Origin of the sequence: Pelagimonas sp. (genome assembly GCF_050633425.1) — a bacterium.
GTDB lineage: Bacteria > Pseudomonadota > Alphaproteobacteria > Rhodobacterales > Rhodobacteraceae > Pelagimonas.
Window position 1 is genome coordinate 69,346 of the sequence record NZ_JBOEGM010000035.1, and the last position, 16,317, is coordinate 85,662.

The 16,317-nt window shown below is 53.5% G+C and carries 15 protein-coding genes; 5 read left to right on the plus strand and 10 right to left on the minus strand.

Annotated features, from left to right (window positions below; translation table 11 throughout):
* Positions 1-91 precede the first annotated feature (91 nt).
* Positions 92-781 (plus strand): thiamine diphosphokinase, encoded by a 690-nt coding sequence (locus ACRBB0_RS24135; RefSeq protein ID WP_431377039.1) that lies wholly within the window; start codon positions 92-94, stop codon positions 779-781.
* On the opposite strand, the gene ACRBB0_RS24140 is transcribed toward ACRBB0_RS24135, so the two are convergent.
* The 4 genes from ACRBB0_RS24140 to ACRBB0_RS24155 all read right to left on the minus strand — a co-directional run bounded on the left by ACRBB0_RS24140 (position 699) and on the right by ACRBB0_RS24155 (position 4,303).
* Complete coding sequence (locus ACRBB0_RS24140) at positions 699-1,646, minus strand: DMT family transporter (RefSeq protein WP_431377040.1); 948 nt, start codon at positions 1,644-1,646, stop codon at positions 699-701. The genes ACRBB0_RS24135 and ACRBB0_RS24140 overlap by 83 nt on opposite strands.
* A 60-nt stretch (positions 1,647-1,706) precedes the next feature.
* Positions 1,707-2,636, minus strand: coding sequence for an AEC family transporter (locus ACRBB0_RS24145; RefSeq protein ID WP_431377041.1), 930 nt, complete (start codon positions 2,634-2,636; stop codon positions 1,707-1,709).
* Positions 2,637-2,705: 69 nt separating this feature from the next.
* Positions 2,706-3,506: an MBL fold metallo-hydrolase gene (locus tag ACRBB0_RS24150; protein WP_431377042.1), complete on the minus strand. Its 801-nt coding sequence runs from the start codon at positions 3,504-3,506 to the stop codon at positions 2,706-2,708.
* The gene (locus tag ACRBB0_RS24155; RefSeq protein ID WP_431377043.1) at positions 3,503-4,303 is read right to left on the minus strand and encodes a TatD family hydrolase; all 801 of its coding nucleotides are present in this window, start codon (positions 4,301-4,303) and stop codon (positions 3,503-3,505) included. The genes ACRBB0_RS24150 and ACRBB0_RS24155 overlap by 4 nt, the downstream gene beginning before the upstream one ends.
* 361 nt (positions 4,304-4,664) lie before the next feature.
* Between ACRBB0_RS24155 and ACRBB0_RS24160 the strand changes: the two genes are divergently transcribed.
* Positions 4,665-5,237, plus strand: a complete 573-nt coding sequence (locus ACRBB0_RS24160; RefSeq protein ID WP_431377044.1) for a hypothetical protein — start codon at positions 4,665-4,667, stop codon at positions 5,235-5,237.
* Positions 5,238-5,354: 117 nt separating this feature from the next.
* The gene (locus ACRBB0_RS24165; RefSeq protein WP_431377045.1) at positions 5,355-7,037 is read left to right on the plus strand and encodes a methyl-accepting chemotaxis protein; all 1,683 of its coding nucleotides are present in this window, start codon (positions 5,355-5,357) and stop codon (positions 7,035-7,037) included.
* A gap of 390 nt (positions 7,038-7,427) precedes the next feature.
* Here ACRBB0_RS24165 and ACRBB0_RS24170 read toward each other — a convergent pair whose 3' ends face one another.
* Both ACRBB0_RS24170 and ACRBB0_RS24175 read right to left on the minus strand, forming a co-directional pair.
* Entirely contained in the window at positions 7,428-9,107 is a 1,680-nt protein-coding gene (locus tag ACRBB0_RS24170) for a DUF1963 domain-containing protein (RefSeq protein ID WP_431377046.1), read from the minus strand.
* A 540-nt stretch (positions 9,108-9,647) separates the two neighbouring features.
* Positions 9,648-10,046 (minus strand): CPBP family glutamic-type intramembrane protease, encoded by a 399-nt coding sequence (locus tag ACRBB0_RS24175; protein ID WP_431377047.1) that lies wholly within the window; start codon positions 10,044-10,046, stop codon positions 9,648-9,650.
* A 397-nt stretch (positions 10,047-10,443) separates the two neighbouring features.
* Here ACRBB0_RS24175 and ACRBB0_RS24180 point away from each other — a divergent pair, with 397 nt between their 5' ends.
* Positions 10,444-11,241: a hypothetical protein gene (locus tag ACRBB0_RS24180; protein ID WP_431377048.1), complete on the plus strand. Its 798-nt coding sequence runs from the start codon at positions 10,444-10,446 to the stop codon at positions 11,239-11,241.
* Between the two features lie 326 nt (positions 11,242-11,567).
* Here the strand turns inward: ACRBB0_RS24180 and ACRBB0_RS24185 are convergent, their stop codons facing one another.
* A complete protein-coding gene (locus ACRBB0_RS24185; RefSeq protein WP_431377049.1) occupies positions 11,568-11,975 on the minus strand; it encodes a hypothetical protein in 408 nt (135 codons plus the stop codon).
* Between the two features lie 243 nt (positions 11,976-12,218).
* On the opposite strand from ACRBB0_RS24185, the gene ACRBB0_RS24190 reads away from it, so the two are divergent.
* Positions 12,219-12,770, plus strand: a complete 552-nt coding sequence (locus ACRBB0_RS24190) for a hypothetical protein (RefSeq protein WP_431377050.1) — start codon at positions 12,219-12,221, stop codon at positions 12,768-12,770.
* Positions 12,771-13,975: 1,205 nt separating this feature from the next.
* On the opposite strand, the gene ACRBB0_RS24195 is transcribed toward ACRBB0_RS24190, so the two are convergent.
* From ACRBB0_RS24195 to ACRBB0_RS24205, 3 genes are read right to left on the minus strand one after another with little or no spacing between them, the layout of a single operon-like run.
* Complete coding sequence (locus tag ACRBB0_RS24195) at positions 13,976-14,449, minus strand: pseudoazurin (RefSeq protein ID WP_431377051.1); 474 nt, start codon at positions 14,447-14,449, stop codon at positions 13,976-13,978.
* The gene (locus ACRBB0_RS24200; protein ID WP_431377052.1) at positions 14,433-15,206 is read right to left on the minus strand and encodes an ABC transporter ATP-binding protein; all 774 of its coding nucleotides are present in this window, start codon (positions 15,204-15,206) and stop codon (positions 14,433-14,435) included. The genes ACRBB0_RS24195 and ACRBB0_RS24200 overlap by 17 nt, the downstream gene beginning before the upstream one ends.
* Positions 15,203-16,273, minus strand: coding sequence for a FecCD family ABC transporter permease (locus ACRBB0_RS24205; protein ID WP_431377053.1), 1,071 nt, complete (start codon positions 16,271-16,273; stop codon positions 15,203-15,205). Before ACRBB0_RS24205 ends, ACRBB0_RS24200 begins: the two co-directional genes overlap by 4 nt.
* Between the last annotated feature and the right edge of the window lie 44 nt (positions 16,274-16,317).

Here is a 16,317-nt window from a genome sequence, read left to right on the forward strand (position 1 = left end):
ACCGCGTCGAAAGCTGATCGAATCTGTGATCTTCAGCGTATCATTTCGTGGCATGATTGTGATCTGTTTCCTAAAAGGCCATTAATCGGACATGATTACTAAAATTGTTCACAGTCAGAGCCCTGTTTTATTGGTGGGTGGAGGCGAATGTGCTGACAGCGCGTTAACCAATGTGATGGCCGGGTCACAAACCATTGTGGCCGCCGATGGTGGCGCAGCACAGGTTTTGGCGCGCGGTCGCATGCCCGATTCGGTGATTGGCGATATGGATTCGTTGGATCCTGAGCTGCAGGCGCAATTGGCACCGGGTGTGCTGAACCATATCGCCGAACAAGACAGCACCGATTTTGACAAATGCCTGCGCCACATCGAGGCCCCTTTGATTGAGGCGCATGGGTTCTTGGGCGCGCGGGTGGATCACCAGCTGGCGGTGTTTACCGTTTTGGTGCGCCGCGCCGATCGGCGTTGCGTTTTGGTTGGGGCGCATGATGTGGTGTGTGTTGCGCCGCCCCGATTGGATTTGGAATTGCCCGTCGGAATGCGGCTGTCTTTGTTTCCGATGGCCGCTGTGATGGGGCAATCGCAGGGCCTGCGCTGGCCGATTGATGGGATCGGATTTTCGCCGGATGGCCGCATTGGTACGTCGAACGAGGTGTCCGGCCCCGTATCTCTTAGGATGAACGGTCCGGGGATGTTGCTTATTCTGCCACCTGAGGCTTTGCCGGCGGTGATGAAGGGGCTTGCGCGTTCTGACGCAACGTGGCCCGCTCGCGCAGAATAATGTAGAGACCTGCGGCCATGGTGATGGCGATGCCCAGGCTGGCAAGGGTGCCGGGAAGATCGCCAAAAATCATCCAACCGACAAAGGTCGCTGCCGGAATTTCTAAATACTGCATTGGGGCGAGGGTCGAGGCGGGCGCATAGCGCAGAGACCACGTCATCAAAAGATGACCGACTGTCCCGACAATCCCCATGGCCACGACCATGAACCAGATGTCCTGCTGGGGCATCACCCAAGCGAGGCCCGGCCACTCAACAGGCAAGGCATGCAAGGGGATCAAGAGCATGAGGGCCAAGGGAGAGGATAAAGCCTGCATGCCAATTGGGTCCGTCTCGTTGGCAATCTTGCGTGTAATCAGCATGAAGAGAGCAAAGACGACAGCAACGCCCAGCGGTAGGAGCGCGGGCCAGCCGACATCGCTAAAGGCGGGCTGCACGACCATAAGAGTGCCAACAAAGCCGACCGTACAGGCAATCAATCGGCGGATGCCGACCTCTTCGTGAAGGAACCAATGGCCAAGCAAGAGCATGATGAAGGGCATAACAAAGGCGATCGCTACGGCGTCGGCCAATGGGAGGTAATTCAAAGAGGTGAACATCAAGCCGATGCCAAGAATCTGTAACACAGTACGCACTGAAATCAGCGCAAGGGTGTGACCAGAGGCGCGCCAAGGGCGGCCTGTTGCCACGACCAGCGGGATCAGGATCAGGCCTTGGAACACAAAGCGCAGCGTCACGAGCTGCCCCACCGACAAATGCGGCCCAAGCAATTTGGCCAGCGCATCCCCATAGGGAATGAGCACGCAAAAGCCGAGCATCAGAGAGATGCCGAGAAGTGGACGGTCTGCTTGGTGGGACGATGTCATCCGCGCAGGCTAGGGGCGGCGGTAATGGGCTGCAAGGGGCGAATGTTGTGGGCAGCGGTGTTAGGGAAGCAAAGACAGCCAGATCCAGACGGTCATGACGGAGATGGCGGTTGCAATTAACACCGACGAGGCCGCAACGCGCCGTGCACGACCATACATATTGGCAAAGACATAGGCGTTGATACCCGGAGCCATGGCGGCTGTAACAACTGCGGAACGGAAGGAAGTTGTGGAAATCTGGGTTATCGTTCCCAGCGTCCATGTGATCGTTGGATGCAGCACCAGAGACACAAAGCAGATGAGTGCAATGACACGCCCATCCCCTTGGGGACGGTAGCGAAAGAGCACTCCGCCCATACCAAACAACGCGGCGGGCAGGGCGGCGCGGATCATCATATCAAGCGCGTCGGTGACTGGACCGGGGATACGGATGTCACTGAGGTTGGCAATGGCCCCAAGGGTGATGCCGATCACCAAGGCGTTGCGAAACATGGCGCGGCCAACTTTGCCGGGCAGGTGGCGCACGGGGGTTCCTCGGGCGCGCACCAGTTCCATTGCGGTGATCCCGATCCCGTAACAAAACGGGGAATGCATTGCGACGATAAGATAGTTCGCCTGGAGGGCATCGGCACCATAAGCGCGTTCGGTGATTGGCAGGCCAATCAGAACCGAATTGGCAAAGAGGCAACAAAAGCCAATGGCGACAGAGTCTTCCCAATCGCGTTTGAAGCCATATCGCGCGGCTATGAGCCCGATGGCAAACCCGGTCGCAGAGCCTGAATAAAAGGACAGCAAGACAAAAGGATCAAAGTCGGGGCCAACGTCGAGTGTCCAAATGGCACGAAACAACAGGCAGGGAATTGCGAAATTCTGGGTAAAGGACATGAGGCCATCGACCGAGGGATCCGAAAACCAACCGCGCCAAACCGCCCCATAGCCTGCGCCGATAACCAGGAAAACCGGCAGGATGACATCTAAGAGGGCCTGCATGTGTGTTAGGGCCTCTTTGAAACGGGCTGCCGCGCAGAGCCAAAGTGTGATTGTTGGCGCTCTGCGAAACTAAAGTGCATAGCGAATGACCATGCCGTCATAGGCGGGAGTGATATGGTCGGGGGTTTCCGCTGCCACCGTGGCATAATCCAGGTCGATATGCATGTTGGTCAAAACGGCGCGCTGAGGTCCTGCCCGCGCAATCCATTCGAGCGACAGATCGAGATGGGCATGTGTCGGATGTGGCGTGCGGCGCAGCGCATCAAGAATCCAGCAATCCAATCCGCGAAGATGTGGCCAGACGTCATCTGGAATGGCGGCAACATCTGGCAAATAGGCCAGATCGTTGATCCGAAAGCCCAAAGCGTCAATGGCCCCGTGGTTCACCTCAAAGGGTGTCAGGGTGATATCGCCGCCTGCACCTGAAATGGTCAAAGGGCCATCAATCGTATGCATGTTCAAAATTGGCGGATAGGGCGAGCCTTGGGGTTGAACAAAAGCATAACCAAACCGCGAAATCAGGTCGTTCTGCGTGGGCCCATCTGCCCAGACATTGAGACGTTCACGGGTGTTGAATACGATCTGGCGCAAGTCATCAAGACCGTGAACATGATCCGCATGACCATGGGTCCAGGCCACGGCGTCAACCTTTTCAACACCGGCATCAATCAACTGTGTGCGCATATCTGGCGATGTATCAATCAGAACGGTTGTGGTGCCCTCTGGCGTTTCACGTTCAATCAAGAGCGAACACCGGCGACGGCGATTTTTGGGATTGTCAGGGTCGCATTCGCCCCAATGCCCGCCGATGCGCGGCACACCGCCAGAGCTCCCACAGCCCAATATGGTAAAGCGTAACTCAGACGTCATGCGGGGGCCTGCGCGATAGCGGCCTTGGCAAAGAGGCGATCAAAATTGGCTTCGGTTTGTGCGGCGAAATCTGCGTAACTCATGTCGAACACTTCTGCTCCTTTTTGGGCTGTGTTCACCACATAGGAGGGTTCATTGCGTTTGCCGCGATAGGGGGGCGGGGCCAAATAGGGGCTGTCGGTTTCGACCAAGATGCGATCAACCGGGGCCGTGGCAAAGATATCGCGCAGCTCTTGGCTTTTGGGAAAGGCGGCAATGCCCGACATCGACAGATAAAACCCAAGATCGAGCGCGGCGCGCCCCAGTTCAGCCGAGCTAGAGAAGCAATGCATGACACATGTATATGAACGCGCTTTGTAGGTTTCCGTCAAAATGCGGGCCATATCATCATCCGCAGCACGTGCATGGATGATCAAAGGCAAGCCGGTTTCCTGCGCAGCCTCAATATGCACCCGCAGGCTTTGCCTTTGGATATCCGCACTGTCGGCGGTGTAATGGTAATCCAAACCGGTTTCGCCAATGCCTACAAATTTGGGATGTTGTGCCAGTTTGATCAGCTCATCAACGGTGGCAAGTGGTTCTTCGGCTGCACTCATCGGATGTGTCCCCGCAGCGTAAAAAACAGGGTCATGGGTTTCGGCTATGGCGCGCACCTGCGGTTCATTGCGAAGGCGGGTGCAGATGGTGACCATGCGTTTCACACCAGCATCCAACGCACGGGCGATAACCTCGGGGCGCTCTTGGTCGAAATCGGGAAAGTCCAAATGGCAATGGCTATCGGTGATGGAAACGGTCATGGGAACTCCTTGCCTCGCTGGTATCGGGGAACGCAGCAGCGGGGTCAAGACACGAGCGCTGGGCAATTGGCGGACTCGGTTTTGTGGTGACTGATATTGTGAACCGGATGCTGACGAAAATGACGAACATGGCGATGTGCGTGAATGTGCGGTTTTGTCGATTACGTCAGGCTGCCCATGCTTAGACAGATTGGTTTGGTGATCGCTCGTAACTCTTGGTTATTGTTTTAAAACATGGTCGCATGTCGCCCCAACGGATCATTTTACCGCAATTTTTAATCACAACCGGAAGCTCTGTTATCCGATGATAAACGCTTTTGAACATAGCGTATCAGCAATTATAAACCTCGGGATAAAAGCCATGAAAACGATCATCAAAGCCGCTCTCGCCGCCTCACTCTGGGCCACACCTCTGTTCGCGGTGGAATACGAATCTGCAATGCAGGATTTTCTGGACGGGAACATTCGTTCTTGGGCGACGTCACCTGAAATCGTGTCGGCCATTCACGCGCAAAACGAACGCACCGCTGGGTTGGACGAAGCGCAGATCATCAATCTTGACACCGTCTGGCGGTCCGAGATCGGTGAAAGCGACACGCCGACAATCACACCCGTATTGTCCAACGCCGCCGCCGAATTCCTGCGCGGTCAGGTGGCACTTATGGATGGCGTGATTACCGAAATTTTCATCATGGATTCCGTCGGTTTGAATGTAGCGGCTTCGGATATCACCTCTGACTATTGGCAGGGAGATGAAGCAAAATTCACCGAAACCTATGCCATTGGCGCCGACGCTGTTCATTTTAGCGAAGTAGATTTCGATGAGTCGAGCCAATCCTATCAGGTCCAGATTTCTTTGACGATTGTTGATCCAGCATCTGGCGATGCAATCGGTGCAATGACAATCGGGGTGGTCGCAGACGCTCTGATGTAACCTTGCCAGCCAGCTAAACAACGTCAGCTAAGCAACGGTGGATCAATGACAAATCTAAAAAAACACTCCCTTTTGAACAAGGCCTTTAGCTCATTATTTGTAAAATGTGCTGGCTTAATGACTGTCACCACCATTGTTGTCGCTGGGATCTTAACGGTCTTGTCGGCAAAGCTGGCGGACGACCTTATTTTCCAATCGGTTGAACATAAGGTTCAAAACACATTGGGGCAAAAGGCCGGGGCGCTTGCAAACCCGGTCAAATTTAAGGTCGCAGACAAGATTGAAGCGGAAGTTTTGGATGCCCTTCAATTGCTTGGTGACGATGGCTTGGCGATTGTCGTCCTGGGAGTGAACGGCGACGTTCTCTTCGCCTCCGAAGCGGATGAACAGCGGATTGAGCAGTTAAAGCTTACGGCGGCCCAAGCCATTGAAAACGGTGACGTGGCGAGTTCCCAGTCAGGGTCTATTTTAGCCGAACCTATTACGGCTGGAAAAGACGCAAAGCTGATTGGTGCGATCTCACTTGAATGGAGCGCGGCCGCAGCGCAAGCCGCAATTCTGTCTGAGAAAATCGAGATTGTAGCCTGGGGCGGCGCGATTTTTGTTCTTATGTCAGTTTTGACGATCTACCTGCTGCGTCGGTTCCTTGGGCAACCCACGCACCAACTGGGACAAGCAATGGCGCGGGTTTCTGCCCGAGATTACGACACCGAAATCGCGATGAAGAACCGCCCGGATGAATTGGGCACCGTTGCTCGCCATTTGGCGTCTTTGGTGGAAACACTGCGCGAGGCACGCGACAGTGAGACCGAAAAAGAACGCCAAAGAGAAATTCAGATTTCGGTCGTCGAAAGACTTGGGGCCGGTTTGATTCAGCTGGCGGATGGTGTGCTCCACGAAGAGATCGACGAAGCCTTTCCTGGGCAGTATGAGAGCTTGAAAGATAACTTCAATCGCGCTCTGACAGGCTTGAATTCAGTTATCGCTCAAGTTGATACAAACTCCACAAATATTCTGGGACATGCAGATGAAATCGCTCAGGCGTCGGTAAACCTGTCTCGACGGACCGAGACACAAGCTGCGACTCTGGAGCAATCAGCCGCAGCGCTGGACCAAATGCTGGAGCAGATCAAAGAAGCCGCCAATGCTGCGGAGGAAACGGATACTGCGGTGCAAACCACCAGCGAGCTTGCCACCAAGAGTGGCGAGGTTATGCATTCGGCAATTAGCGCCATGAGCGAAATTGAGAAGTCTTCGGAGCAGATTAGCAGCATTATCAAGGTTATTGACGACATCGCTTTTCAAACCAACCTTTTGGCATTGAACGCAGGGGTTGAGGCTGCGCGGGCTGGCGAGACGGGTAAGGGATTTGCGGTTGTTGCGGCAGAAGTCCAAGGGCTTGCGCAACGCAGCGCCGAGGCCGCTCAGCAAATCAAGGACTTGATTGTTGGGTCAACAAATCAGGTCCAAGACGGTGTTCAACTTGTTCAGAGTGCGGGAGCAGCCTTAGAAGAGGTGCGAAACAATGTATCTGGCATCTCGACGATGGTTGGGGGCATCGCCAAGCGCGCGTCGGTCCAAGCTGAAGGTCTGAACGAAATCACGATTGGTGTGACAAACTTGGATCGAGTGACACAACAAAATGCGGGAATGGTCGAAGAAACATCTACGGCTGCGCAGATGCTTCGAAAGCAGGCCCTTGATTTGACCGAACTGGTTGGGGAGTTTTCTTTGAACAAGGTCTCTCCTGGTGACGTCGCTCCAATGCAAGATGCGGAGGGGGCCGACAAAGCTGCGTAATCGGTGGTGCTTTCTTAGGAACGAGTATGGGCAGCTGTGACAAAGGAATACCCGGTTGCCCAGTTGAGATCGGTTGTGATGATTGGGCGTAAATGAGTGCTGGTTTGGACTTCTCAAAAGCATGGTTGGATGTCACAGCACGAGACATGATCGGGTTTCAAGTCATGTCTCACCCCCCCCAACACAATAGTCATGGGACGCAGGGAACAAAGCTCTGTTTTTCAATCGGATCAACAGTATGTATGAGACATTTTTTAGCTGTGCAATGAAACGGCAGGGACAGCCCTAGCGCTCGGTAAGCCAGTACCGGCACCTTTTACGCAGTGTGTTATGGCCCTAAATCGTACGGCATCACGGATTCCAATAACCCGATAACTCCGCCAGCGCTCTCTAAGTGCCGACTTCGATCTGAACCGCATCAAGGTTGCCAAGCTGAAAATCCGCATGGCTCAGCCAGAATTGGATCGCACCGCCAGCGCCGAAAGACCAATCGCAAAGCAGCGAATAAGGAAGTTGCAACAGCAGCAGATCTTCACCCGGTGCTTCGCTTCCCTGAATTCCGGCGGTGTGCCCCAAAATTTGAATCGGTCCGATCGACGATGTCGGATGCCAAGAAGCGGCGACCTTTCGAAGGCGATTGGCTATGTCGTCTGGAAAGACGGATGGATCGGTGGAAAGACTACCGATAACGCCGTGTGCTACCGCGTTTTGGTAAAACTCGAGCATTCGCGTTGGGCTGTTTACCCCCCATTCAGGCGACCCAAAACGATCTTCAAGCATGATGCCGCCTTCTGCATCAAGCGAGCGCCAGAACGTCATAAACGCCTTGCGGTCCTTTGCGCTGGTTGCCTCGTTTCGTGGTCGTTTGTTAGCAAGCTGTTGCCACGCTTGAATTTCCAAGCGAAGCTCAGCAAGATCAGTGAGTGCCGCTCGCGTCCGATTGATTTCGGCCGTTCGGTCTTTTTCAGCCCCCTTGATCCACAGGCTAGGGACCTCGCACTCCGGCTGTTGGCCCGCATTCGCCGCGATGCGATCATGATAGAATGCTTCAGTTAGGTCGACCAAAAGAATGTGTTGTTCGAGCAACCGTTGAATAACGCCCCAAACATGGGGAAAACAGTCAAACTCACTTGTGTCAATTCTCAGTTGGCGCGGCTTCAAACGCCCGCCTGCCGCGTTAAGAGCATCAAACATGTGCTCGAAGAAATCTCCAGGATCATCCCCAAACGGCTCTAGAAGCGCGTTGGGTATTTCCAGATTATAGTCATAGCAATGGTAACTGGTCGGGGCTTGCGTCTCTAAACGCGGGGCAAGTGGCCATTTGGGACCCACCGACAATGGGGGCACATCGTTTTCGTACAACCAGCCGGTCTTCAATTCTGGCAACGCGTGATTGCGATAGTGCGAGGTGTAGGGTTCAAGCCCGGCCGGTGGTGTGTGTTCAAACGCGCCGTTCAATGTGTGATGCTGCACCAGCGGATCGGATGTCGTGGCATCTTTGGGGGGCTCAAAAACAAAAAGCGCCCCTTCATCCGGAAATAGCTTACGCAAACCAAAATCGGCGGGAAGGTCAGCCAAGTCAAACTGGCAAAGAAAGCGGCACGGCGTTCTTCTGCCGTCTTTTCCGGTTGTATGTGGCCAGATCATCGACGACGGCGCAAATGGCATACCACCACAAAAGCTATGATCGTCGGGTGAGGCAGGGCGGAGAACGGGGTCAAAAATCAGTGCCGTGCGCATGCTGGAGGCAAAGAAATCCCGGACCTTCCCTTCGGGAAGTGAGGTGAGAATGGAGCGTTGCTTGGCGTTCAGGACAGGGACGTCTTGCGCCAACAATGCGCGCCGCGCCGCATCCCGATCAGATTGTTGGTTGCGCTGGTGTTCAAGGGCACCGGTTTTTTTCAACAAGTCTCGTTGTCTGGTCACCATCGCCGTACCGTGCTCGGCGAATTGTTTGAACCAGTCGGAAACATTGTCGTCGCGCGATGCCAATTTCTCGTTTTCCTCCGTCAGCTCCATCAATTCCGCAGGTGTCAGCCTGCTTGGATCACCGCCCATTCCTCTGATCATCCGTTTGGTCAGGTCCTGAGACTGTGTCCTTTTTTTTGAATTCAAAAGGTTTCTTATAATCGAAAACATTACTGCAACCTTGTTAAAACGGCGTGGATTTAGTGGCCCATTATTGTGCCACGAATATGGCATAGATTGGAAATGATGGGGGCCCAGCTTTGAGACCCGGAAGAGCATCCGTTCCACTGAGGCATCGGGGTGCAAAGCTTTGCTATAGGGATGGTGCGTCTAAGGAGAACTACCACAACCAAGAGAAGGGCAGCGCATAGAGACTTTTCCAAGACAAACCCTTGCGTAAAAATCACTTTTTATCAAGCTCTTGAAAGGTAGGTGAGGCAATCCTTTATCTCCATTCACGTTACGTTATGTAACATCTAGGTTGAAACGCGAATGGCCGAAATTCCTATACGAAACATTACACTATTGCACAGGCTCGCTTCTTCCGATCGCCAGGTAATCTACCGCCGGGATGCAGCTGCACCAATCTCTGGTAGACGATATCAGCGCAGGCCTCGTAAATTGCATCAAACTCCTCGAAAATCAATTTTTGACAGGTAGCTCACTACGCTTACGCCAAAACGAAAAGCCGATGACTGCGCCAACAAGCGCCAACATCAACCAGTGCTCGCCAGAAATGTAATGTGTGAAACTCGACGTTTCGGTGGTCACGTTCTGGAAGAAACCTTGGGTATGAGAATTAACGGCCATGTGAAAAATCACAGTTGTCCACACTCTGCTGGATCGTATTCGGATCCAAGCCATAATTGTGCTAAGTCCTACGTCTGCGACAAGGCCGATAGCCAACATCGGAAACGATGAAACGTCTAATCGCGGCCCCATCAAAAAAACCAACAATGGCCAGTGAAACACAGCCCAGATCAGGCCACTAATCACCGAAGTTTTGCTAAAGTCATAGTGCTTAAAAAGCTCGGGAACCAAAAATCCGCGCTAGCCCAATTCCTCGCCGATGCCATGATTGCTGTTTTTGTTCGCCATGGTGCGCTGTAAACTCGACTTTCAGCGATGCCGCCTCAATTGTCCATGCCGCGTCGACACGAACGGCCCACACCCGCCGTTGGCCAGAGGTCCAAGCGCTGCATTGCAGCTTCCCCGAAGCAGCCGTTCGACACATCATGCAGCGTTTTTGTTGGCCAGAGGTCTGTAATGCGGGACAAAGTGTTAATTCTCTGCGGCTGCGCCAAAGTCTGCTTTGTCGCTTGCGCAACGGATGCGCTCATTTTGTTACTTGATCCGAGAAGACGCCTAGACACTACAACGCTAACTTGCGAAGAGGGGCGCACTCTTTGAATGCGGAAGTAATGAGTGAGGCGGCACAATGAATGCGATTGAGATATTACGCGACGCTTTGTTTGTTATTCTGATAAATTGGCGGCAAGCGATAAGAATTTTTCTTGTCCCATTAGGACTAATCGTCGGCGTTTTTGCCAGTGTCATGATTTTTGGGACACTATCGGTCAAGATTGACGGGCAAACAGTTCAGGTTCCTAGTCCCTTCCTATTTGTACTATTTCCATTGTTCCTCTTCCTGATTTTTTGGCCTGTTGTAGCATGGCACCGACTGTTGGTTCTTGGTGAACAGCCAACAGGTTTTGCGCCAACTATTAAGTTTAAGCCTGTGTTACGATATGTTTTAAATCTTTTCGGGTTGGGCATGCTAATTTCCTTGCTAATGCTTCCGGTCATGGCATTCATCGGTCCGATGATGATCAGTGAACTAGACCCCGAAGCTATATCTAGGGGTGAAATGCCGCCGCTTAAGTTCTTTATCTGGCCTACTCTTGCATCCTTACCTGCACTCTACTTAGGCATACGGCTTTGCCTCATTCTTCCAGGCGCTGCAGTCGAAAACCATGTCGGTTTGTCTGGATCATGGGATTACACCAGTAGTAAAGGTACATCTTTGCTGTTGATCGTGCTCCTAGCAGCGACTTTTTCAATAGTTTTGCAGATCATTCTTAGCGCGATTACCCCCAGTCTTTTCGAGGCACCACAAGGTGTACTAACAGTCTTCCAGCTCACTCAGTTCATTGGTCAGATGATTGGCTCACTCTTTGTTATCTCGGTCATGAGCACCATGTTTCTTGTCTTTGTTCAGGACAAATTACCCAACTAAGCGCAAGTTCAGTCATTGCCAATATCGAAAAGCCGCCATTAGGGCACGCTGCAACATCCGTCTCAATGGGCTCAGACCTGCCCTCGACCTCTAGAGCTGGTCATTTCCAGTATGAATGTCCGCTCTAGGGAACGTCGAGGCAAACAGTTGGCACCTGCAGCAACGCCGGTCGCAATCGCCCGACATTGGTCATTTTGGGCTGAAATCAGCCACTGGGCAGCGTTGATCACACATGATTTCGCCGCAGGTGTGCTGCCGCATCGCCGCAAGGCGGCTTGGAGCCCAGATTAACCGATGCAGTAAGACGCACCAATGGCCGTTGTCTGTCAGTGTTTGTCGCCGGTGCGTAAACGGCTCATTGTGACAGGTGAGATCCCTAAAAAGGATGCAATCAACATATGGGGAAAGATGTCTTCATAGCCGGGAAATGCTCGGCGAAACCAAGTGAGCCGCTCAGCCCCTTTAAGAGCGGCGAGGCACCACTCTCGATCTACCTTCCGGCTTAGCGCGTCCCGCAGAACACCATTGGCCCAATTTCGGATGGGCTCAGATGAAATCATCCGATTTGAAAGTAGATCACTGTCGATCCTTGCAAACAGGGCATCGGTCGTTGCCACAATGGACACGAGCGACACACCGCCGCGCGTTCGAGCGATATTTGGCGTGATAACGCAGGGACCCAGATAAAACTCGACGCTAACTTCTTTGCCGTCGTGGTCACAAATACTGCTCACCAGGCACCCCTCTAAAAGAACGAATTCGTCTGTTTCGGGTTGTTCCTGTCGGGTAAGGTGCGCCCCCTTGTTCAAACGCTTTCGTTTCCAATCAGATGCAAAATCGTCCGCGCAAGCCCTATCTGGCAGGTCGGGAGACTGCATCAGAAACGTCCGTAAATCCATCTCAGCGTGCCTTATCAAATGATAATGCGGGTGACCGCGTCTGAGGGCATGTGTGGCACAGATCAAGGAGTTTACAAAATGAGGAACAGAATTTTGTCAAAACATATTGGAATAGTTGCGGTTGGCTCAGGACTGATGGGTGCATCAATCTATTTGCTGATGATCAATGTTACGCTCGCCCATATCGAAGCGGTCTCAGGGCACGTCCCATTCGACATGCGTCCTTTCGGCTATGGCCCCATAGAGGCGGCGACGCTTCTTGAAGCGTTGGGAGTGGAAGGGCGCGCGTATTATCTCAGTCACCAGATCGCTTTGGACACACTTTACCCATTCATGCTCACGTTGACTTTAATCGCCACGATCTGCTGGTTTGGGCAACGCATGCCCAACAGAAAACTTGTCCGCTTTAGCATTGCCTTTTCGGTTGGTAGCGCTCTGTTTGATTATGTCGAAAACCTTGGTATCGTGGCCATAATTTGGAGCTGGCCAGAAATTTTCGTTCCACTGGTTTATGCCACTAGTTCAGCCACAATTCTTAAATCCGCTTTAACAACCCTAGCTGTGCTGCTGACGCTTCTGGCGGGTTTAATTGGACATGTCTCTCTGAAGCAGACGTTCGTCCATAGGTAGACAAACGGCAGCAAAGTCCCGCAAACCGTCCTTTTAACCGACAAAAATGCTGCACCATGTTTCGAACGGCTGGTCTGGGGAAGCTGCATCGCAGCGTTTGGTGGTTTGGTCAGCGGCGGGTCTGGGCCGTTTTACTCATTCTACCATTCCGCTCGCATGACAAAGAGGGAGCCAATCTTCACTTGCTCTCCTTCATAGTACAACTAGCTATTTTTGCGCTACTAGAACAGCGGCTTGATGTTGTGGGCTTTGGCATCTTTGGCCACAATCGACATTCTCCACACAGAAAATCCAAATGGCCTTGTTTTCGCGAAAACCGATGAACAGCCATCGACCTCCTCCCACAAAATTCAGATAATACCATGATGTTAAATATTTTTGGCAACTTGGCGGAGCACCTTCTGGAAGCAGGCCTACCCAAACCCACTGCAAACGTATTGAGTGCTTCCGGATTGAACGATGCTACAACGCAGCATTGTTCGAAGAGGCTAAGGTCCGATTTGGGTCGTCCTTGCCGATCACTGGCTACTCGACCCTAAACTTTGCAAAGCTCACTTCCTGCGCTTCGCGGACCTACGCACGATCCAAGTTCGCCCTGGACCGTTCGCTTCAGCCTGAGATGACCGGTCTCAGCCCTTCTAGGTCATTTGTGCGAAGCGCAGCGTTAGCCCTTCGTTAGCTTGTAGGGGGGCGGAAACCTGACATTTGCGGCCTCCTGTCGAGGAACAGCAATTCATAGGGGTGTTACACCGCTTCTCATGCTGGGGTTGGCCTTAAGGTGAGCTCCTCGGGCTTGACGATCATTTGGAGATCGAGCGCAATCGCGGGGGAACCGGATTCGAAGCTTTGCAGAGTTCAAACACTCGTTCGAGTGTGGGCTTACCGAACTCTGCCGTAAACAAAGCGGACACATGAGGGCTTGGTGCAATAGCGCCAAGTAATGGGGAGAAATGGCAGACACTAAGATTGGAGCTGTACCCGTACAAATTTTGTCCAAACTGGTATTGAAACTCCTTCGCCTCATGGGGTGTTTAACCGTATTGTTTCCAAAGACGTTTGTAACTTCGACGCGACCTGGCATATCCGGCGGGGGGAGAGCGGTTCATAGAAGGCTTGTAGAGGCCAAAGCCATAGCGGCTTCAACAGCGAAGCCGCTATGGCAAAGCTACTTGTTAGGGCCAGACCTCAGTGATCAGACCAAATGTTCAGGCTTCGAGCTCTTTCAAAAGTGTGCGGAAGATTTTGCGGGCTGTGCCGGGGTGGCGCACTTTCTTGGCGGCCTTCAGATTGTGCAAGTCATCGCCAACGACAATCACGCCGACCATGCCCCATTCGTAATGCGGAACGCAGATGTGGCCGTAAATTCCGGGCACCCTAAATTCAACAGTTAGCTCTTGATCAACAGCACCATTCCACGGCTCGGCCCCTTCTGGGATCATGCCCCGTTTGGAGGCTGAGTTGTGGCCTGCATCCGTGGCCAGAAAGGTCACCGTGTCGCCGGGGTTTATGCGTAACAAGGCCGGTTCAAACACATTGGGCGTATCTGGATCACCGCAGCCCGCGTTTAGCATCAAGACACTGTGGGTGTTCCCAACTGGCGAGGGCACGGGGCATGCGATGGCGGTTCCTGCGCTCACAAAGGCACCCATGGAAAGGGTGAAATTACGACGGGTAAGCATGAACAAGAAGGTCCTCTCTGGGGCCGGTGGAAATCTCGATCTCGACACCGTAGGTGTCTGAAATCGCTGATGAACGCAGCACATCGTTCGGCGCGCCTTGTGCGAGAATGCGCCCCTGTCCGACCAGCAAAAGATGATCGGCAAAACGAGCGGCGAGGTTCAAATCATGCAGCGCCACTATCCCAATAGCGTTGCGCGCGGCAACTGCCGTTTTGATGTGGTCAAGCACGGAAATCTGGTGGCGCAGATCCAGGGCCGACGTCGGTTCGTCAAACAGGTAAACATCGGAACGCCGAATAAGCGCCTGGGCTGCGGAAACCATCTGGGACTGCCCGCCGGACAAATCGCTGATATAGGCCTCGGACAAATGCCCAATGCCCGCATGGTCAAGCGCTCTTGCAACAGCCGTCATATCATCGTCTGTCACTCGCCAGCCTTTGAGCTGTTTATGGGCCATCATCACAACGTCAAAAACCGTCAGGGCCGCGTTGGCGGCAAAGAACTGTGGCATGAAACAAATGCGTTTCAGGCGCGCGCGGCTGCTTAGGCTATCCAAATCGGTGCCGCCCAGATAGGCTTTGCCCGCGTCGGGTTTGAGAAGCCCCGCAATCACCCGAAATAGAGTGGATTTACCGGCCGCGTTCGGCCCAATGAGAGCCGTCAGTTTGCCAGGTTGCAGAGCGTCGAAACTGACGTTGTTCAGCACTTTGTGGGCGCCATAGGAAAAGCTCAGATCATCTGCTTTTAAACCTGTCATTGCCAGTGCCTCTTACGTTGTCCGAGGATCAAAAGGATGAAAAACGGGATGCCAATCAGGGAGGTGATCATGCCAATCGGATAGACGATACCGGGGGTAATCGCCTTGGACGCGATTGACGTCCCGGACAGGATCAAAGCCCCGCACAGAGCAGATAGCGGCAGGAAGCCGCGCTGATCTTCGCCAACAATCATGCGGGCAATATGCGGGCCGACAAGCCCGACAAAGGCGATGGCCCCGACAAAAGAGACGGCGACGGCTGCGAGAACCGACACCCCGGCAAGGACGCTCACCCGCAAGAGATTGACGTTGACGCCGAGGGCCGCGGCCTTGTCTTCGCCCATACGCAGGGCGGTCAGCGCCCAAGCGCGGCTATAGAACCAAGGCAATAGCACCGCCAACACAACAGCGCAGATCGCCACCTTGTCCCATGTGGCACGGGACAGAGAGCCAAGTTGCCAGAAAATGAGCTGCGCCAGCTGCATCTCGGAGGCACCGTATTGCAAGAAGGCCAGCAAGGCGTTGAACGTGAAGAGCATCGCGATGCCGACAAGGATCATCGCCTCGGGCGACACGCCTCGCAATTTGGTAAACAAATAGAGCGCCATAGACGCGCCCAACGCGAACACAAAGGCGTTTACAGTCACGAACAAACCGCCCACGCCGGGGACAATGGACCAGCCTAGAACGATGGCAAGCGCTGCGCCGAAACTGGCGGCGGATGACAACCCCAACGTGAACGGGTCAGCAAGCGGGTTGTTCAGAATCGTCTGCATCTCGGCCCCTGCGACACCAAGCATTGCGCCGACACACACGGCCATCAAGGCGACCGGCATACGCAATTTCCAGATGATCACGTCTTCCTTTGGCGTGGCAATGGACGGGTTCAAAATAACCTGAAGCGTGCGACCAAAGGTCAAATTTGCCGGTCCGGTGATAATGTCGAGGATCATCAGCGCGGCCAGAGCAACGAATGCGCCGAGCACCATAAGCACCCGTCTACTGCTGCGCTTGCGGTAGCCTTGGACAAGACCAGATGCCGTTGGCGCTATTGTTTGATCAGTCATGTTGGAAACCTGAAAAAGGGATGTGACCTGCAGGTGTTTGCCTG